Here is a 19961-nt window from a genome sequence, read left to right on the forward strand (position 1 = left end):
TAAGAGGTTGCTTTTTTTCATCATACATTCATCTTTAAGGGAGTAAGCTAGCGACTCCCATTATTAGTTTGTTTTCTGCGGAATATGTTTGCGGACCGCAGCGCGAATATCGTCAATATCGAACGGCTTGGCAAAATGCGTAATCGCCCCAAGGTCCTTGGCCTCCTGAATCATATCCAGCTCGCCATAAGCCGTCATGATAATCACACGAATATCCGGGTCGATGACCTTCATCCGTTTTAAAATCTCAATTCCATCCATGCCGGGTATTTTCATGTCCAAGAGAACAAGGTCCGGAGCGTGATTTTTCACGATCTCCAGTGCCTGGACGCCATTGGCCGCCTGGAATGTCTTATAGCCCTCTTTTTGAAAAACTTCATTTAACAAGATTCGAATTCCAAACTGGTCATCCACGATTAATATTTTCTCTTTCTCTTTCATAAATCCACCTCTTCCCTATGTAATAGACACAAAATATGTATAGTTCAATTATAGATTCTACTACCACTAGTAAAACTCCTGCATTTCCCTCGTGTATTTTTTTGGAAATGGCAAGAAGTTTGGCATTTGTTTAAAAAATACTATAATAAGAGCAGCAAACTCGTTGTAAAGGGCCGCTTGTGGCTCGAAAGGAGAATTTTCATGTTAAAAATGTTTACGACCCAGCTAACCGGGGTCTTTAAAAAAATCGCCGACCAAGAGGAATTTTCCTTTGAAGACGGTGCCCGCCTGCTCGCCCAGGCTCCTGCCGGCGATGGCTCTATCTACTTATTCGGCATCAACGAGATGAAGGCAGTTGAATTTGAAGCCTTGCATGGGGTCGAGCCCTTAAAAGGCGCAAAGGCCTTAACAGAAGAGGCACTGCCTGAGCTCAGCATAGCGGACCGGGTGCTGCTCCTTTCACGGACTGCCGCCGATAAAGAGGCGGTTAACCTAGCGGCCCGGCTTCAAGAACGAGGAATCCCCTTTGTCGCCGTATCCACGGTGATGGATGAAAGTACCGGTGGCTTGACCGAGCTGGCTGACGTCCACATCGATTTGCGCCTGACAAAAGGCCTGCTGCCAGATGAGCTGGGAAATCGCTTCGGCTACCCAACGTCGATGGCGGCGTTGTACACTTACTACGGCTTGAAATTTAACATTGATGAGATATTGGCGGAATATGAATTGTAAGTGAAACGGCCTTTTATTGGGGCCGTTTTTTCGATTCGCCAATAGAACCTCGATATCCGCCAATAGAGGGCAAAAAAGACCAGTCCCACGAATGAAACTGGTCTTAAAAAAACTATTTCTGAACCGATGCCCGTACAAATTCACGGAATAGCGGTTGTGGACGGGTTGGACGTGAGACGAATTCCGGGTGGAACTGGGAGGCGACGAACCATGGGTGGTCCTTAAGCTCGATAATCTCGACCAAACGGCCGTCAGGGCTTGTCCCTGAGAACACAAAGCCAGCCTCTTCCATTTCTTGACGGAAGTGATTGTTAAACTCATAACGGTGGCGGTGACGCTCATAAATCACTTTTTCCTCATAAGCGGCAAATGCCTTCGTGCCTTCGACCACGCGGCAAGGATAAAGGCCAAGTCTTAGTGTGCCGCCGAGGTCCTCGACATCCTTCTGCTCCGGAAGCAAGTCGATGATCGGATGCTTTGTATCCGGCACAAACTCGGAGGAGTGGGCATCAGCGTAGCCCAATACGTTGCGGGCATACTCAATCGTTGCCAGTTGCATGCCAAGGCAAATGCCAAGGAATGGCTTTTTCGTCTCGCGAGCATAACGAGTCGCTTCAATTTTCCCTTCAATGCCGCGGTCGCCGAAGCCTCCCGGCACTAGAACTCCATCAACATCATCTAGCTGCTCGGCGACATTTTCCCGAGTCACGCAATCAGAATTGATCCATTTCACTTCAACATCGGCATCAAACGCATAGCCCGCATGCTTCAGGGCCTCGACAACGGAAATATAGGCATCTTGCAGCTCAACATATTTTCCGACCAGCCCAATGCGCACTTTGCCGGAAAGGTTGGTTACCTTTTCAACCAAGGCATTCCACTCTGTCATATCCGGATCATTAGTTGCCAGCTTCAAGTGGTCACAGACGATTTGGTCCATATGCTGCTCCTGAAGCGCGAGTGGAATCGAGTATAACGTCTCGGCATCACGGCATTCAATGACCGCTTTTTCATCAATATCACAGAACAAGGCAATTTTATCCTTCATATCTTGTGACATCGGCATTTCTGTGCGGACCACGATGATATTTGGCTGAATGCCAAGGCTGCGCAGTTCTTTGACGCTGTGCTGGGTCGGCTTTGTTTTCATTTCACCGGCCGCTTTAATGTAAGGCACTAGCGTACAATGAATGTACATCACGTTATCGCGTCCGACATCATTTCTAATCTGGCGGATTGCTTCTAAAAATGGCAACGACTCGATATCGCCGACTGTCCCGCCGATTTCAGTGATGACCACATCGGCATTCGTTTCATTGCCGGCGCGGAAGACGCGGTCTTTAATTTCGTTGGTAATGTGGGGGATGACCTGAACCGTCGCACCCAGGTAATCACCGCGGCGCTCTTTGCGAAGAACGGATGAGTAGATTTTTCCGGTAGTCACGTTGCTGTACTTATTAAGATTAATATCGATAAAACGTTCATAATGGCCCAAGTCCAAATCTGTTTCAGCGCCGTCATCGGTCACGAACACCTCGCCATGCTGATAAGGACTCATCGTTCCTGGATCCACGTTTATGTATGGATCAAATTTTTGGATGGTGACGCTCAAGCCGCGATTTTTCAATAATCGTCCCAAGGAAGCGGCGGTAATGCCCTTTCCAAGTGATGAAACGACACCGCCGGTTACGAAAATATACTTTGTCATTTAATACTCCTCCTCAACTATAGATTGTGCATTAATTGGATTGTTAAAGGACTTTTTAAAAAAATTTCACCCAAAAGCGAAAAAACTCCATGAAGACAGAGTTTTTTGTTCGAAAAGCGTAAGCGCCTTGCTCAGCCCCGACAAGCGCTGGAGGGCCTGACGATGAAGTCGTTCTTTGACTTCATTGGCAGGACCGAAGCGACCTCGAGGGGCTAGGCGCTGAAGCTAGACATGACAAATAAAAAGCGCTCCGCTTACGCAATGTAAGGGAGCGCATATTGGTTAAATACATTCGTTCCTTTTTTAAGGAGCCCAAAAAAGATAATACAAGGGGCTGATGAAAAAGTCAAGCACGCAACTTGATAGACAGCCAGCTTCTTAGGCGGCCAAGTTTAGCGGACGTACCCGATTACAGGTCTTCATCCTCGTCTTCATCCAATTCAAGCTCTTCTTCCTCGTCGAGTTCTTCGTCAAGCTCTTCTTCCTCGTCGAGTTCGAATTCCTCATCATCTTCCAACACTTCTTCGTCCTCAAACTCATCGACTTCATCGATTTCATCAAAAACTTCTTCTTCATCATCAAGAAGATCGTCCTCATCGTCAAAATCGTCGATGTCATCGAATTCCTCTTCTTCAATCTCATCAAAGTCTTCGATTTCATCCTCGTCGACAACCTTCTTAAGCTTCTTCTTCTTCGGCTTGACCGCGGTCACAACTTCCTCTTCCTGGGTATCAACTGGATACCAAACGCGAAGTCCCCAACGGTTTTCACCCAAAGAAAGGAAACGTCCGTCGACATTTAAATCGGTATAAAATTGAGCCAGACGAGCGCGCATTTCCTTTTCAGAAAGACCGGTAGCCGCAGTAATTTCGCTGACCAATTCACTAAAGGAAATCGGCTGCTTGCTATTTTTCATGTATTCGTAAGCCATTTCGATGAGGGATAACTGTTGTAACTCCTCTTTTGAGTATTGTGCTAAACTCAATTTTGGCACTTCCTTTCTCTATTTAACACTCTATTATGAGTGATTAACGGGCAATGTATGGATTTGTCCCCAAATTTAAACATATTCTTCATTATAAACAAATTCTTCCGGTTTATGCTAGTTCCATCTGCCGTTTTGCTTGATTTTTTACTCAGGCGGCTTTTCTTCATGTTCTTTGCTGAGTTTAATCTCCTTAATCGCGATCATCAAGAAGAAAATGGCTAGCAGCAGAAAGGAAACTGCCCCCAATTGCCGCTCGTAAAGATAATATAATGGCCAGGCTGTAATGAGTAAAATAATGATAATCCGACTTGCCTTCACACGTTGACACCTGCCCAACCGTTATCTTGGTAAATACTATCCTGATTATAAAGGATATAGCTTAATATTGGAAAATATTTTTTAATACAAAAGGACCGGGCATTTAAGCCCGGTATCCTTTAAAAATTCCGGCACCAATTAGGTGCTTTCGCCGTTCTGTTACATATTTCTTCGGTACTGACCGCCGACTTCGTATAAGGCCCTGGTGATCTGCCCGAGGCTGGCAACTTTGACGGTTTCCATCAGTTCAGCAAAAATATTGCCGCCGCTAACGGCCGCTTCCTTCAAACGCTTCAAAGCGGCCGTGGATTCATCCTTGTGCGCTTCCTGGAATTCTCGCAAATTGTGAATCTGCAGCTCCTTTTCCTCCGTTGTGGCTCGCGCCAATTCCATGTTGTCAATCTCTTCTAGGGACGGAGGATTTGGATTCAAATATGTGTTAACGCCGATGATCGGCAGCTCGCCCGTATGCTTTTTCATTTCATAGTACATTGACTCATCCTGAATTTTGCCGCGCTGATACTGGGTTTCCATCGCTCCTAGCACGCCGCCGCGGTCGTTGAGACGGTCAAATTCCTGAAGGACCGCCTCCTCCACAAGGTCGGTCAGCTCCTCAACGATAAACGAACCCTGAAGCGGATTTTCGTTTTTCGTCAAGCCATGCTCTTTTGTGATAATCATCTGAATGGCCATCGCCCGGCGCACCGACTCTTCTGTCGGGGTCGTGATCGCCTCGTCATAGGCGTTCGTATGCAGTGAATTACAGTTATCATGCAGTGCCATCAACGCCTGAAGCGTCGTGCGGATGTCGTTAAAATCAATCTCCTGGGCATGCAGCGAACGTCCGGAAGTCTGCACATGGTACTTCAGCTTTTGACTGCGTTCGTTGGCACCGTACTTATCGCGCATCACCGTTGCCCAAATCCGGCGGGCTACGCGGCCGATCACGGTATACTCCGGATCGAGTCCGTTCGAGAAGAAAAACGACAGGTTTGGCGCAAAGTCATCAATATGCATGCCGCGGCTCAAGTAATACTCGACATAGGTAAATCCGTTCGACAGCGTAAACGCCAGCTGCGAAATCGGGTTCGCGCCCGCTTCGGCAATATGGTAGCCGGAAATTGACACCGAGTAGTAGTTCCGGACTTGATGGTCAATGAAATATTGCTGGATATCGCCCATCATCCTAAGGGCAAATTCTGTTGAAAAAATGCACGTGTTCTGGCCTTGGTCTTCTTTTAAAATATCGGCCTGCACTGTACCGCGGACCGTTTTTAACGTATAGGCTCTGACTTCTGTGAATTCTTCGACTGTCAGGGTGCGGCCGAGTTCTGCCTCTTTCCGTTTCACCTGCTGATCAATCGCCGTGTTCATGAACATCGCCAGAATGATCGGCGCCGGCCCGTTAATTGTCATTGATACGGATGTTGACGGATGGCATAAGTCAAACCCGTCGTATAGTTTCTTCATGTCGTCTAATGTACAAACGCTGACGCCGCTTTCGCCGACTTTGCCATAGATGTCTGGGCGATAATCCGGATCCTCACCGTAAAGAGTAACCGAGTCAAACGCGGTGCTGAGGCGCTTCGCCGGATCATCCTTCGAAAGGTAATGGAAGCGGCGGTTCGTCCGTTCCGGCGTGCCTTCACCGGCAAACTGCCGTTTCGGATCCTCGCCTTCGCGCTTGAACGGGAATACCCCGGCAGTGTATGGGAACGAGCCCGGCACGTTTTCGCGGTACACCCAGCGCAAGATTTCGCCATAATCCTTGTATTTCGGCAAGGCGACTTTTGGAATCTTCAAGCCGGATAGGCTGGTTGTTTTTAAAATCGTGATAATTTCTTTGTCGCGGATTCTGGTGACGAATTGATCGCCCGAGTACGCCTCTTTCGTTTTTTCCCAGTTGTCGAGAATGCGCTTGGACTCTGGCGTCAGCTTGGCTTCTGTTTCTTGCTTGACCGTTTGGAGAGCTTTGACCACTTCTGGCTGGTCCATGACCGCATCGATTGCCCCTTCGAGCTGGAACAGTTTCCGGGCGATGTTCGCCTGCTCTTCGGCTTTTTTATGATAATTGCGCACCGTTTCGGTGATTTCTCTTAAGTAATAGCGGCGGTCAGTCGGGATAATGACGTTTTGTTTTTCGACTTTGGCCTCTTTGCTGTAGGAGGTTACCCAGTCTGTCCCCGCTTTTTCGTTGATTTTTTCGACAAGCGCGGCAAACAACGCGTTTGTGCCAGGGTCGTGGAACTGGCTAGCAATCGTGCCATAGACCGGCATCTCGGACGGATCTTTTTCAAACAGCATATGGCTGCGCTGGTACTGTTTCTGCACCTGGCGCTGGGCATCCTCCGAGCCCTTCCGCTCAAATTTGTTGATGACAATCAGGTCGGCAAAATCGATCATATCGATTTTTTCAAGCTGTGACGGCGCGCCGAACTCGCTCGTCATGACATAAAGGGAGACATCGCAAATATCGGTAATGCCGGCGTCACCTTGGCCGATTCCGCTTGTCTCGACGATGACCATCTCAAACCCGGCGGCTTTGGTAACCGCGACCGCGTCTTTAATGGCTAGTGACAGTTCCGATTTCGACGCTCGTGTGGCGAGGCTGCGCATATACACATTCGGTGAAAAAATGGCATTCATGCGGATGCGGTCGCCCAATAGTGCGCCACCTGTTTTCTGTTTCGTCGGGTCGACCGACAGGATGGCGACTTTTTTGTTCGGAAATTCATTGATAAAGCGGCGAATCAATTCGTCCGTGAGGGAGCTTTTTCCCGCCCCACCCGTTCCGGTGATGCCGACAACCGGAATTTGCTGCTCAAGTGTTTTTACTTTTTCCAAAACTTGCTCAGCGGTTGCCGCTGCTTCGTTTGTCAGATCAACATGATTTTCCGCCAGCGTGATCAGCTTGGCAATCGCGTTTGTATCGCCGGCAGGCAATTTTTCAATTTGGTCAGCGATGGTTTCGGTGGCAACTGTTGAAAAATCGCACTCCTCAATCATCAGGTCAATCATGCCCTGCAGGCCCAAGATGCGGCCGTCTTCCGGCGAGAAGATCCGAGCGATGCCGTACTCGTGCAGCTCGTTGATTTCGCGTGGGATAATGACACCGCCGCCACCGCCGTAGATCCGGATATGCGGTGCGCCTTTTTCTTTTAACAAGTCATGCATGTATTTAAAGTATTCCACGTGTCCGCCCTGGTAAGAGGAAATGGCGATCCCCTGAACGTCCTCTTGAATCGCGGCGTTGACGACCTCCTCGACCGAGCGGTTGTGCCCGAGGTGAATGACCTCGGCTCCGCTCGCTTGAAGGATGCGCCGCATGATATTAATCGAAGCATCGTGACCGTCAAACAAACTCGACGCCGTCACAAAGCGAATATGATGCTTCGGCTTGTATTTTCCCGTAGTGCTCATCCATATGGCCCCCTTTGTTATTTTAAAAACCGTGAAGATCCCTTTTTTAAAAAGCGATTATTTCGCCCCTTTGACCCCAAGTCCTTTAAAAATAAATTCCGTTTGTAGCTCGATGTATTCGTCCAGTGTGAACAGCTTGCGGAGCGCCCAGCGGCGGAAGCCCCACATTTGACCCTGGACAAAAATATCGTGAGCGATGATTTTGACCTGTTTTTCCGACAGCGCAAGCTCGCCGTTTTCGATGCATTTATTGAGCAGGTTCTCAAACATCGCCACCATTTCCATTTCCTTTTTCAACACATATGGAAGCGCGTCTTTGGACAATGACTTGACCTCCTGGTACATGACCAGCACTTCCGCCTGCATTTCGTCCATGACATGAAAGAAGTTGGCAATCCCGAGCTTCAAGCTTTCCAGTGTCCCCTCTTTACCATGCAGGTCCTCCTCCAGCCGCTCCTTGACGTGGTCATATATGCTGTCGCAGACCAGATATAAGACATCTTCCTTCGTGCGAATGTATTCATATAAGGTACCGATGCTGAACCCGGCCGACTTCGCTATCTCCCGGGTCGTCGTCCGGTGAAACCCCTTTTCTTTAAAAAGTGCAACCGCCCCTTTGATCATTTGGTCACGCCGCTTTTGCACCAGGCGTTCGTCCTTGACCGAGGCCTGAACCTCCCGCTTTGTCATCCCCGTTCAACCGCTCCCTGTCTAGCTCCGTTCGCTAGCCCCTCGAGTCGCTTCGGTCCTGCCAATGAAGTCAAAAACCGACTTCACTGTCAGGCCCTCCAGCGCTTGTCGGGGCTGACCAAGCGAACTCCGCTTTTCTATTTACTTAGTCAGCATTCTAGAAATAACGAGGCGCTGGATTTCCTGCGTGCCCTCGTAGATTTGTGTGATTTTGGCGTCGCGCATGAACCGCTCAACCGGGTAATCCTTTGTATAGCCGTAGCCGCCAAACACCTGGACCGCTTCCGTGGTGACCTTCATGGCCGTGTCGCCGGCAAACAATTTGGACATCGCTGACTCTTTTCCATATGGAAGACCATTTGACTCAAGCCAGGCAGCTTGGTAGGTTAATAGTCTCGAAGCCTCAATGCTAGTGGCCATATCGGCAAGCTTAAAGCTGATGCCCTGGTTCGCGGCGATTGGTTTTCCGAATTGGTGGCGTTCCTTCGCATAAGCAACCGCCGCATCCAATGCGCCTTGCGCAATCCCGACTGCCTGGGCAGCAATTCCGTTTCGGCCGCCATCAAGCGTCATCATCGCAATTTTGAAGCCTTCACCCTCTTCACCAAGGCGGTTTTCAACCGGAACCTTGCAATCTTCAAAAATAATTTCGGTTGTAGGTGACGAACGAATGCCGAGTTTCTTTTCTTTTTTACCGACAGAGAAGCCCGGAAAGTCTTTTTCTACGATGAATGCCGTTGTGCCGCGCTGCTTGCTGGACGGGTCCGTTAAAGCAAATACGACATAAATGTCGGCCTCGCCGCCGTTGGTGATGAAAATTTTTGAACCGTTCAGGACATAATGGTCACCTTCGAGACGGGCATTTGTCCGCATTCCGCCGGCGTCCGAACCGCTGCCTGGCTCAGTTAAGCCATAAGCCCCGATTTTCGAGCCTTCCGCCATCGGACGAAGATATTTTTGCTTCTGCTCTTCGTTACCGAACTTGTAAACCGGCCAGCCGGCGAGTGACGTATGAGCAGACAGGGTAACCCCGATGGATGAGTCGATGCGGGACAGCTCCTCAACGGCGATGCAATAGGCAAGATAGTCACTGCCGATGCCGCCGTACTCCTCTGGCCACGGAATTCCGGTCAGCCCCAGTTCCGCCATTTTGTCAAAAATCTCTCGGTCAAAGCGCTCTTCCTCATCGCGTTCCGCTGCAGTCGGGGCAATCTCGTTCAACGCGAAATCGCGCACCATTTTGCGAATCATTTCATGTTCTTCGGATAGTTTAAAGTACATTTTCGGTGTCCTCCTTAGTTTTATCTACAATTTTTGGGACGATATCTACAAATTTTTAAATATATCTACAAAATTTCGAAGGATATCTACAATTTTTAAAATATATCTACAAATGTAACAATTTAGTCACAATTCCCTCACTTAAAGGTGCTTGCTGATCACAATCCGCTGAATCTCGCTCGTGCCCTCGTAAATTTCCGTCACCTTGGCATCGCGGAAATAGCGCTCGACCGGGTAATCCTCGGTGTAGCCGTAGCCGCCGAACACCTGAATCGCTTCGGTGGCAACCTCCACCGCCGTCCGGGTCGCAAACAGTTTCGCCATCGACGCTTCCATGCCGCATTTCACCCCGCGCTGGCGCAGGTCGGCGGCACGATAGACTAATAGTTTCGCAGCCTCGACGCTCGTAGCCATGTCTGCCAGTTTAAAGCCGATTCCCTGCTGGGCGGCAATTGGCTTTCCGAACTGGTGGCGCCCCTTGGCATATTCGGTTGCGGCCGACAGCGCGGCTTCGGCAATCCCAAGCGCCTGTGCGGCAATCCCAATGCGGCCGACATCAAGGTTCGCCATGGCAATCTTGAAGCCTTCGCCCTCAACTCCAAGCAGGTTCTCCGCCGGAACGCGCATGTCCTCAAACGTCAGCTGCACTGTTCGCGAACCATGCAGTCCCATCTTCTTCTCGTCCTTGCCAACCACGAGGCCCGGGGTGTTTTTTTCAACAATAAACGCCGATACCCCTTTGCTGCCTAATTCCAGATTTGTTTTGGCAAACACGATGTAAACGTCTGCCTCGCCGCCGTTGGTGATGAACACCTTCGAGCCGTTGATGACATAATGATCGCCATCGCGAACCGCCCGCGATTTCAAACTGGCAGCATCAGACCCGGCGCTCGGCTCAGTGAGGCAAAACGCCCCAAGGTATTCACCGGAGGAAAGCTTCGGCACGTACTTCTGCTTCTGCTCCTCTGTGCCAAAATAAAGAATCGGATTCGTGCCGACCGATGTATGCACCGACAAAATCACGCCAATCGTCGCGCTGACCTTAGATAGCTCGTTAATCGCGATGATGTAGGAGGTGAAATCCATTTCGGCGCCGCCGTATTGCTCCGGCACCGGGATGCCCATCAGCCCGAGCTCCCCCATTTTGCGAAGAATCTCACGCGGAAACTCGCCGTTTTCCATTTTTTCAATAAATGGGGCAATTTCGCTGGCGGCAAAATCGCGCACCATTTTCCGCATCATTTCTTGCTCTTCTGTGAAGTGTAAATTCATGGTGAACTCCCCTTTTGGAGATTGTATAGCGGCCGTACTCATCTTAAAAACCCCTTTCCCGAGGTTGATTCTTGAAAAAATGTCCCCCTACTCGTAAACGTAGAACCCTCTGCCGGTTTTCTTCCCGAGCCAGCCTGCTTTTACATATTTACGCAGCAGTGGGCATGGGCGGTACTTGTCATCGCCAAACCCTTCATGCAACGTTTCCATGATGTAAAGGCAAGTATCCAAGCCGATAAAGTCAGCCAACGTGAGTGGCCCCATCGGGTGGTTCATCCCAAGCTTCATGACTTCATCAATCGCTTCCTTCGTCGCCACGCCCTCGTACAACGTATAGATGGCCTCATTGATCATTGGCATTAGTACGCGGTTGGAAACGAATCCTGGGAAATCGTTGACCTCCACCGGGACTTTGCTGAGGGTCTTGGTCATGTCTTCGATCACCTGATATACTTCGTCGGCCGTCGCCAATCCGCGAATGATTTCCACCAGCTTCATCACCGGTACCGGATTCATGAAGTGCATGCCAATCACCTTTTCAGGACGCTTCGTGGCTGCCGCAATTTCCGTAATTGGTAGCGATGATGTGTTGCTCGCTAGTATCGCGTGTGGTGGGGCAATTTCGTCAAGCTGGCCAAAAATTTTCGTTTTGATTTCCATATTTTCAACTGCCGCTTCGATGACGAGATCAACCCCGGCTGCATCTTGCAAATCGGTTGAGGGGGTCAAACGTCCTAACACTTCCTGCTTTTGTTCCTCCGTCATCCTTCCTTTATCGACGTTGCGCGCAAGGTTTTTGTTGATCACCCCAAGGCCGCGCTCAACATATTCCGGTTTTAAATCATTTAACACCACCGTATATCCCGCTTGGGCGCACACCTGAGCTATCCCCGAGCCCATTTGTCCCGCACCGATCACCATTACCTTTTCAACCTTCATGATTTCCCCTCCGTTTTAAAGCATTTATTTTTAAAAATTTCTCATCCGACAGTTACACCACTTTATACGACAATTGGATGCCGCCATAAGACAGTTACGTCACCTTATACGACAGTTGGACGCTACCATGCGACAGTAACCACATCCTATGGGACAGTTAACCCGCCACATGACAGAAAACCCTACTTACCCCTTCGGCACCTCAATCATGATTGCGTCGCCCTGGCCGCCACCCGAGCAAATCGCCGCCACTCCGATGCCGCCACCGCGGCGCTTCAATTCGTGCATCAATGTGATGATGATCCGTGCTCCGCTGGCGCCAATCGGGTGGCCGAGGGCAACCGCACCGCCGTTGACATTGACTCTTTCCGGATCCAAACCGGCGATCTGACCGCTTGCCAAGGCTACAGCGGCAAACGCCTCGTTGATTTCAAACAAGTCAATCTCCGCTAAACTCCGCCCAGTTTTTCGCAAAATTTCATTTATCACAAGGCCCGGTGTCTGTGGAAAGTCCTTGGCCTCCACCGCAATCGCGGCCTGACCAATAATAACTGCTTCCACCTGCCGGCCTTCGCGCTCAGCCCGTTCTTCGCTCATTAAAACTAGCGCGCCGGCGCCATCGTTGATTCCAGGTGCATTTCCCGCGGTAATCGTTCCACCCCCGCCAAACGCCGGGCCAAGTTTCGCCAATTTTTCCAACGACGTATCCTTGCGAGGCGCTTCATCATGTTCAACCACAATGGCCGAACCCTTGCGCTGTGGCACTTCAACTGCAACAATCTCCTCGGCAAACTTGCCGCTTTCAATTGCCTCAATTGCACGCTTATGGCTTCTCAACGACCACTCATCCTGTGCTTCGCGGCTAAGCCCCATTTCCTCGGCCGTTGAATTTCCGTACGTACCCATGTGCACGCCGGTAAAGCTGCAACTTAAGCCATCATGGATCATCAAATCCTGAACCGAAGCATCGCCCATCCGCAGCCCCCATCTTGCTTTTGGCAGAATATAAGGCGCGTTCGACATGGACTCCATTCCGCCGGCCACAATCAACTCTTCATCGCCCGCCCGGATGATTTGATCCGCCAGCGTCACACTGCGCAGGCCGGAAGCACATACCTTGTTGATGGTTTCCGTTTTGACCTCCCACGGCAAGTCGGCATGACGCGCCGCCTGACGTGACGGAATCTGCCCCTGTCCGCCTTGCAAAACCGATCCGAAAATGACTTCCTGAACGTCCTCCGGCTTCACACCCGCGCGCCCCAGCGCCTCTTTAATCGCGATGCCACCCAGCTGTGATGCAGTGAAGCTGCTTAGCCCACCGCCAAACTTGCCAAATGGCGTGCGGACCCCGCTTAAAATAACCGTTCTCCCCATCCATAACATCCCTTTCCGTTTGGTTTTATCCCCATGACAATTCCCAATTTTCAGTCACAAACAATCACATTGACTGAACGCTCGCTCAACACAACAACAAAAACATACGCAGAGGCCCGAGTCACAACCCTGCTAATTCAAGTAAACAAATGTAAGCGTTTTACCCATCTATTCTATTTTACATAAAAAATAGCAGAAGTTGAATTATTTTACACAAAATATTTTTAAAATTGTGCATTTCCCCAACCTCTGCTATTTCATTTAAAAATTAAGAAGCTACTGCAGCCGGCTCGCCGCAAACAGCTTTTTCGAGAAGCTCGGCTACATCATAGGTGGCAACCTTGTCTTCAACTTCTTTCGCTTTCGTGCCGTCAGACAGCATGGTCAGGCAGTACGGGCAGCCGGAGCTGATCACCGATGGATTGACGGACAGTGCCTGCTCGGTCCGAGCTACGTTGATGCGGTGTCCGGTTTCTTCCTCCATCCACATCAAACCGCCGCCGGCGCCACAGCACATGCCCTTTTCGCGGTTGCGCTCCATTTCCAGCAGCTTGACGCCAGGGATGGCCTTCAAGATTTCACGCGGCGGATCATATACGTCGTTGTAACGTCCTAAGTAACAGGAATCATGGAACGTGATCGTCTCGTTCACGGCATGCTTCGGCTTCAAACGGCCGTCTCGGACAAGCTCGAACAGCACTTCGGTATGGTGGTAAACTTCAGCCTCCAAGCCAAAATCAGGATATTCATTTTTGAAAATATTGTAGGCGTGAGGGTCAATCGTGACGATTTTCTTCGCGCCTGCTTTTTCAATTTCGGCGACGTTATTAGCGGCAAGCTCCTGGAACAGGAACTCGTTGCCGAGACGGCGCACGGTATCGCCGGAGTTCTTTTCTTTGTTGCCAAGGATGGCGAACTTTACGCCAGCTTCGTTCAGCAATTTCGCAAATGACAAGGCAATCTTCTGACTGCGATTGTCATACGAGCCCATCGAGCCAACCCAGAAGAGGTATTCAAACTCTTCGCCGGCCTTGTTCATTTCCTTAACGGTTTTCACTTTCACATCCTCGCGAGCTTCGCGCCAGGTTTCACGCTCTTTTCTGTTCAAGCCCCACGGGTTGCCCTGACGTTCAATGTTGGTGATGGCGCGCTGGGCGTCAGCATCCATTTTTCCTTCTGTTAAAACTAAATAACGGCGCAGGTCGATGATTTTATCAACATGCTCGTTCATGACCGGACATTGGTCTTCACAGTTCCGACACGTTGTACAAGCCCAGATTTCCTCTTCGGTAATGACATCGCCAATTAGGCTTGGGTTGTAAGCGACTGCTGCTGCAGACTCTTGCGCACCTTGGCCAGCTGCCGCAAGCGCAAGTTGATTTCCTTGTGTATTCGCAAACGCGAAGGTCGGCACCCATGGCTGCTTTTGCGTCACCGCAGCCCCATAGTTGGTGAGATGATCGCGCATTTTTAAGATTAAATCCATCGGCGACAGCATTTTTCCGGTGCCGGTGGCCGGACACATGTTGGTACAGCGGCCGCACTCTACACAGGCATAAAAGTCAATCATTTGCAGCTGGGTGAAGTCTTCAATTTTTCCAACCCCGAAGGTTTCTTGCGTTTCATCTTCAAAATCAATTTTCTTCAGCTTGCCCGGTTTTTCCAACCGGTTAAAGTAGACATTCACCGGTCCGGCAATTAAGTGCATATGTTTTCCCTGCGGTATGTAAACCAGGAAGGATAACAGGAAAATTAAGTGAATCCACCAAGCGATGTAGAAAATCACAATGGAAGCCGTTTCGCCAATTCCAGCGAGCGCCATCGCAATCAGCGAAGCCACCGGTTCGGACCAAGTCGGATCTTCGCCGTGCCAGATAATGCCCATGCCGTTTCCTAATAGGACGGAAAGCATCAAGCCGCCGATAAAGATGAGGACAAGGCCGGATTTAAAGCCTCGCTTTAAGCGGACCAATTTTTCGATATAGCGGCGGTAGAAAGCCCAAACAACTGCCACCAAAATCACCAACGTAACGATTTCCTGGAAAAAAGTAAACCCAGAATACAGTGGTCCAAGCGGCAGGTGGGAACCTGGCGCAATTCCCTTCCAGATAAAATCAATCGCCCCGAATTGGACGAGGATGAAGCCGTAGAAGAACATGACGTGGATTGCACCGCTCTTCTTATCCTTTAACAGCTTCTTTTGGCCAAACACGTTGACCCAAATTTTTTCCAGACGTGCCTTGACGTTGTTATCAAACTCGACTTTTTTTCCAAGCTTGATATATTGGATCCGTGTTTTCACCACATACACGAACAGGCTGACTGCGTAAGCGGTTACAGCCAAAAATGCAATAAGGTTAAGCCATAAAAGTCCATTCATGTAAAACGCCCCTTTCTTTGATTTCTCCCCTGTAATTGTTCCAACTACTAGAAAATAGATAATTTTCTGAACATCTTACCTCTATTATATTATGAATGAGCATTCAGTCAATTAATTTTTACAAACTTATAGAAATGATTGTCGTTGGTAAAACTAAAAACCACTGATTGGAGGAAGGTTTTTTGGATGAAATTGTTGATTGGATTGGCCGGGATTTTATTATTTATGATTATATGGCTTGTTTTAGATTTTAGATTGGGCCGAAAGAAGCATCTTTCCTCTGTTGTTAGGACGCAATCACCCATTCATCATGGCGATTTTGAGATTTTCACGCATGGCAAGGAGCTGTTTGCTGATTATTTCAACGAGCTCCGAGCTGCGAAGCACTGTATCCATGTGTTGTTTTATATCGTTAAAGATGATGAGTTCGGTCAGGAATTTCTCAGTATTTTAATGGACAAAGCACGTGAAGGGATCGAGGTCAGGCTGCTGCTTGACCGGCTTGGCAGCTGGAAGATGAATAATTCGCGGGTCAAAATGCTGCGGAAAGCCGGGGTAGCTGTGGCGTTCAGCGATCCGATTCGCTTTCCGTTTCTGTTCTATACGTCACAGGTGCGCAATCACCGAAAAATCTCGATTATTGACGGAAAAATTGGCTATCTCGGCGGGTTCAACATCGGCAAAGAGTATGTCGATGGCGACCCTAAGCTTAGCCCATGGCGGGATTATCATCTAAAAATAACTGGAGAGAGTGTAAATTATTTGCAGAGTGAGTTTCTGCTCGATTGGAAGCGAAACATTAAGCGAGGGTTAGAGGCCAATTTATTTCATAAAAAAGCCAATGTACCAAACCGGGAGTTTCCGCAAAAAGGAGCAGCCAATGTCGGATTGGGTGCCGAGTTTAGTGCGGGAACAGAGTCAGTCGAATTTGGCGGAGAATTAAATACGGGAATCGAGACAGCCCCATCTTCTGCATCCGTGGGCTTACCAAAGCTTTCACATGAAGCGGTCCGTCATCAATTCATTCCTACAGAGGCTCATCAGCTTGAAGGCTTGTTTCTTAATCTGATTCAACTAGCGGAAAACACGATTACGATTGGCACACCATATTTTATTCCCAGTCCCAGAATCTTGGAGGAATTGCTTAAAGCCGTTCAGAGGGGGATCTGTGTGACTGTGATTGTGCCGACTGTAGCCGACCATCCGCTCGTCAAGGAAGCTTCCTTCCGTTATCTGCGCCCGTTGATTCGCGCTGGTGGATTGGTTTATCAATACCAAAAGGGATTTTATCATGCCAAAACCATCGTGATTGACGACAAGCTCTGTGACATTGGCACCGCCAACTTCGATAAACGAAGCCTTTACCTAAACAAAGAAATTAATTGCTATGTCTATGATCCAAACTTCATCGCCAGCTTAAAGGAGATCCTGACCAAGGACATTCATGACTCCAAACCGCTGACACTGGCAGCCCTGGATGCGCCCAGCTTGAACAGATCCGTGAAAGAGGCTGTAGCCCGAACTATTTCCTATTTTTTATAAAGAAATAAAGATTGGTGTCAGGCACCAAAGAAAGACAAAACTCCCAAATTGTCCATCTGTCACGGACAATTTAGGAATTATTGTAACCACCCCCTCTTGGAGAATGAAAAGGTCCCCGAAAGTTAATATCGGAGACCTTTTTTATTCTTCAATCAGGTTGAGGACAGGGACGTCCTGCTCGTTTTCTGGTTCTTTTCTTGAATAGATCCGCGCCATTTTTGTCGTTTCATCGACATGCTGAATGATGACCGGTGTCCCCTCATATGTCACGTTGATCATGTCCGCGGAATCAAGAATTTCCTTCGCTCTTCCCACATTCATTCGTACCATTCACTCCTCATAGGAAATTACTCTAATAATATTTGCATTTTTTGGGACTTTATACACATATTAGGGGTGCTGGCTGAACTTTTCTGGCCTTTCTCGGCGATTTTCTGAGCAGTTTCAGTCCTATTCTGAAGGTTTCCCCATGAAACCGATCATTTGGGTTCCGCCACAAAGCTAATTTCCAAATGATAACTCCCAGCATGCTCGCCCTGCATCGCAAAATCGTACTCTATCTCTATACGTCCGCTACCATTTTCAACACGAAAATCCAGCTTCCGTGCCAATGTCGTTGTCTCAAACATCCCTAACGGCAGCTCATAACTTCCATTCAACTTTTTATTCAGCCGAAACGGAAGCCGCATCTTTACAGCACCGCCCCGTAATATCAGCGCCTCTTCCCCAGCCATTTTCACAATCGTCCGGACGGTGCCTTCCTCATTCACTTCCTCATATTTCAGGAACGAGGCATTATCTTTTTCAAAATATCGTCCAAACACCACCAACTCGAAGCTCTCCTGCTCATCAATGGTCGTCTTCACATTTACCTTGACCGGAATCTCCATATGTAACGGCCTCCTCTCACATTTCCCCATTATAATCTTGAAAAATGCGGAAATCAAAAGATGCCTGCCCAATGAAGGACAGACATCTATTTTAAAAATTTATTTCACCCAGCCAAGCATCATTTCGCGAATCAGCTTACTTGCTGTATTCGCTGTTTGTTCGGATGGGTCGTAAATTGGCGCCACTTCGACCAGGTCACAGCCCACGACGTTGACCTTGGAACGGGCAATCGCGTGAATCGACGCAAGCAGCTCCTTCGAGGTGATTCCGCCCGCATCCACCGTACCGGTTCCCGGTGCGTGTGCAGGGTCAAGCACATCGATATCAATCGTGACATAAACCGGACGGCCGGCAAGCTTAGGAAGTACTTCCTTCAAAGGTTCCAGCACTTCAAATTTGGAAATATGCATGCCATTCTCTTTCGCCCATTGGAATTCTTCCCTCATTCCGGAACGGATGCCGAAGGAGTATACATTGGAAGGCCCAATGTGCTCGGCAATTTTACGGATTGGCGTAGAATGCGATAACGGTTCACCCTCGTAATTTTCACGCAGGTCGGTATGGGCATCCATATGAATGATTGCCAAATCAGGGTACTTTTTAAAAACTGCCTTCATGACCGGCCAGGAAACGAGGTGCTCCCCGCCCATGCCAAACGGAAATTTGCCGGCATCCAGCACCTGGTCAATAAAATCTTCGATAATATCAAGGCTCTTCTGGGCATTCCCGAACGGAAGTGGAATGTCACCGGCATCAAAATATTTTACCTCGTCCAGCTCGCGGTCAAGATACGGGCTGTATTCCTCAAGCCCAATGGACACCTCGCGAATCCGTGCTGGGCCAAAACGTGACCCCGGACGGTAACTGACTGTCCAATCCATCGGCATCCCGTAAAGGACAACCCTGCTCTCTTCAAAATTCGGGTGGCTCTTAATAAACACATTCCCCGAATAGGCCTCATCAAAACGCATATAAAAAACCCCTCTTTCTATGTATCGGAAACGGGGTCAGACCCCACAAACAAGAGTCTGACTCCCCAAAAAAAATTTATTTCAACAAATCCCCAACAAACTTCGGCAGCACAAACGCCGCTTTGTGCAGTTCCTTCGTATAATAGCGAGTTTCAATGTCGTGGAAACGCTCATCGCCGACTGCAAGCGGGTCGTACTTTTTCGAGCCGATGGTGAATGCCCACAGGCCACTTGGGTATGTCGGAATATTTGCCACGTACAAACGCGTAATCGGGAAAATCTCGCGAACATCGCGCTGGACGCTGCGAATCAAGTCTGCCTTGAACCAAGGGTTGTCCGACTGGGCGACGAAAATGCCGTCCTCCTTGAGCGCCTTGGAGATCCCGGCGTAGAAGCCTTTTGTAAACAAATTCACCGCAGGACCCACTGGCTCGGTCGAATCCACCATGATCACATCATACTCATTTTCACTTTGAGCAATATGCATAAACCCGTCGTCAACGCGGACATCGACACGCGGGTCTTCAAGCCAGCCGGCAATCTCCGGCAAAAACTTCTTCGAATACTCGATCACTTTTCCGTCAATATCAACGAGCGTCGCCTTTTTCACGCTTGGGTGTTTCAGCACTTCGCGGATGACGCCGCCGTCGCCGCCGCCAACCACGAGCACGTTCTCCGGATTTGGATGGGTAAATAACGGGACATGCGCGACCATTTCGTGGTACACGAATTCGTCCTTCACCGACGTCATCACCATGCCGTCCAAAAGCAGCATATTACCCCACTCTGCCGTCTCGACCATCTCAAGCATTTGAAAATCTGTCTGTTCTGTATGTAAAGTTTTATTCACTTTCATCGTGATGCCAAAGTTCTCAGTTTGTTTTTCCGTAAACCAAAGTCCGCCCATGTCACATCTTCCTTTCCACTTTTTTGACAGTATACCCGCGAAAAACACTTCAAACTTATACTACCCAAACTATTGAAAACCAAACGCCCGAAAAAGTCTAGCATAAT

17 protein-coding genes are annotated in these 19961 nt (G+C 49.0%); 2 read left to right on the forward strand and 15 right to left on the reverse strand.

Annotated features, from left to right (window positions below):
- Window positions 1–63: 63 nt before the first annotated feature.
- Window positions 64–441 carry a response regulator gene (locus AR334_RS11345; RefSeq protein WP_066310127.1) on the reverse strand — a complete coding sequence of 126 codons (378 nt, stop codon included), beginning with the start codon at window positions 439–441 and terminating at the stop codon, window positions 64–66.
- Between the two features lie 201 nt (window positions 442–642).
- Between AR334_RS11345 and AR334_RS11350 the strand changes: the two genes are divergently transcribed.
- Window positions 643–1173, forward strand: coding sequence for a DUF2529 domain-containing protein (locus AR334_RS11350; protein ID WP_066310130.1), 531 nt, complete (start codon window positions 643–645; stop codon window positions 1171–1173).
- 112 nt (window positions 1174–1285) lie between these two features.
- Here the strand turns inward: AR334_RS11350 and AR334_RS11355 are convergent, their stop codons facing one another.
- From AR334_RS11355 to AR334_RS11395, 10 genes are all read right to left on the reverse strand, one after another.
- The gene (locus AR334_RS11355) at window positions 1286–2881 is read right to left on the reverse strand and encodes a CTP synthase (protein WP_066310131.1); all 1596 of its coding nucleotides are present in this window, start codon (window positions 2879–2881) and stop codon (window positions 1286–1288) included.
- 409 nt (window positions 2882–3290) lie between these two features.
- On the reverse strand, window positions 3291–3866 hold the full coding sequence (gene rpoE / locus AR334_RS11360; protein WP_066310132.1) for a DNA-directed RNA polymerase subunit delta: 576 nt from the start codon (window positions 3864–3866) through the stop codon (window positions 3291–3293).
- A 147-nt stretch (window positions 3867–4013) separates the two neighbouring features.
- Entirely contained in the window at window positions 4014–4187 is a 174-nt protein-coding gene (locus tag AR334_RS29490; RefSeq protein WP_156431265.1) for a hypothetical protein, read from the reverse strand.
- Window positions 4188–4346: 159 nt separating this feature from the next.
- Complete coding sequence (gene icmF, locus AR334_RS11365) at window positions 4347–7607, reverse strand: fused isobutyryl-CoA mutase/GTPase IcmF (protein WP_066310140.1); 3261 nt, start codon at window positions 7605–7607, stop codon at window positions 4347–4349.
- A 57-nt stretch (window positions 7608–7664) separates the two neighbouring features.
- Entirely contained in the window at window positions 7665–8297 is a 633-nt protein-coding gene (locus AR334_RS11370) for a TetR/AcrR family transcriptional regulator (protein ID WP_066310143.1), read from the reverse strand.
- A 141-nt stretch (window positions 8298–8438) separates the two neighbouring features.
- Window positions 8439–9578 carry an acyl-CoA dehydrogenase gene (locus AR334_RS11375; RefSeq protein WP_066310146.1) on the reverse strand — a complete coding sequence of 380 codons (1140 nt, stop codon included), beginning with the start codon at window positions 9576–9578 and terminating at the stop codon, window positions 8439–8441.
- Between the two features lie 141 nt (window positions 9579–9719).
- Window positions 9720–10850: an acyl-CoA dehydrogenase gene (locus AR334_RS11380; RefSeq protein WP_066310153.1), complete on the reverse strand. Its 1131-nt coding sequence runs from the start codon at window positions 10848–10850 to the stop codon at window positions 9720–9722.
- Between the two features lie 87 nt (window positions 10851–10937).
- Window positions 10938–11789, reverse strand: a complete 852-nt coding sequence (locus AR334_RS11385) for a 3-hydroxybutyryl-CoA dehydrogenase (RefSeq protein ID WP_066310155.1) — start codon at window positions 11787–11789, stop codon at window positions 10938–10940.
- Window positions 11790–11975: 186 nt separating this feature from the next.
- Window positions 11976–13163, reverse strand: coding sequence for an acetyl-CoA C-acetyltransferase (locus AR334_RS11390; RefSeq protein WP_066310157.1), 1188 nt, complete (start codon window positions 13161–13163; stop codon window positions 11976–11978).
- 268 nt (window positions 13164–13431) lie between these two features.
- Window positions 13432–15543, reverse strand: a complete 2112-nt coding sequence (locus tag AR334_RS11395; protein WP_066310160.1) for a (Fe-S)-binding protein — start codon at window positions 15541–15543, stop codon at window positions 13432–13434.
- A gap of 186 nt (window positions 15544–15729) precedes the next feature.
- Between AR334_RS11395 and AR334_RS30365 the strand changes: the two genes are divergently transcribed.
- Entirely contained in the window at window positions 15730–17085 is a 1356-nt protein-coding gene (locus tag AR334_RS30365) for a phosphatidylserine/phosphatidylglycerophosphate/cardiolipin synthase family protein (protein WP_066310163.1), read from the forward strand.
- 141 nt (window positions 17086–17226) lie between these two features.
- On the opposite strand, the gene AR334_RS11405 is transcribed toward AR334_RS30365, so the two are convergent.
- The 4 genes from AR334_RS11405 to speE form a co-directional block, all read right to left on the reverse strand.
- The gene (locus tag AR334_RS11405; protein WP_066310166.1) at window positions 17227–17406 is read right to left on the reverse strand and encodes an H-type small acid-soluble spore protein; all 180 of its coding nucleotides are present in this window, start codon (window positions 17404–17406) and stop codon (window positions 17227–17229) included.
- 158 nt (window positions 17407–17564) lie between these two features.
- Window positions 17565–17975, reverse strand: coding sequence for a DUF1934 domain-containing protein (locus tag AR334_RS11410; RefSeq protein ID WP_066310168.1), 411 nt, complete (start codon window positions 17973–17975; stop codon window positions 17565–17567).
- Window positions 17976–18074: 99 nt separating this feature from the next.
- Window positions 18075–18947, reverse strand: coding sequence for an agmatinase (gene speB, locus AR334_RS11415; RefSeq protein WP_066310172.1), 873 nt, complete (start codon window positions 18945–18947; stop codon window positions 18075–18077).
- Window positions 18948–19023: 76 nt separating this feature from the next.
- The gene (speE, locus tag AR334_RS11420) at window positions 19024–19854 is read right to left on the reverse strand and encodes a spermidine synthase (protein ID WP_066310175.1); all 831 of its coding nucleotides are present in this window, start codon (window positions 19852–19854) and stop codon (window positions 19024–19026) included.
- Window positions 19855–19961 lie beyond the last annotated feature (107 nt).

The sequence above is a fragment of the Bacillus sp. FJAT-29814 genome (assembly GCF_001510715.1).
In the GTDB taxonomy this organism is placed as follows: Bacteria; Bacillota; Bacilli; order Bacillales; family Cytobacillaceae; genus Neobacillus.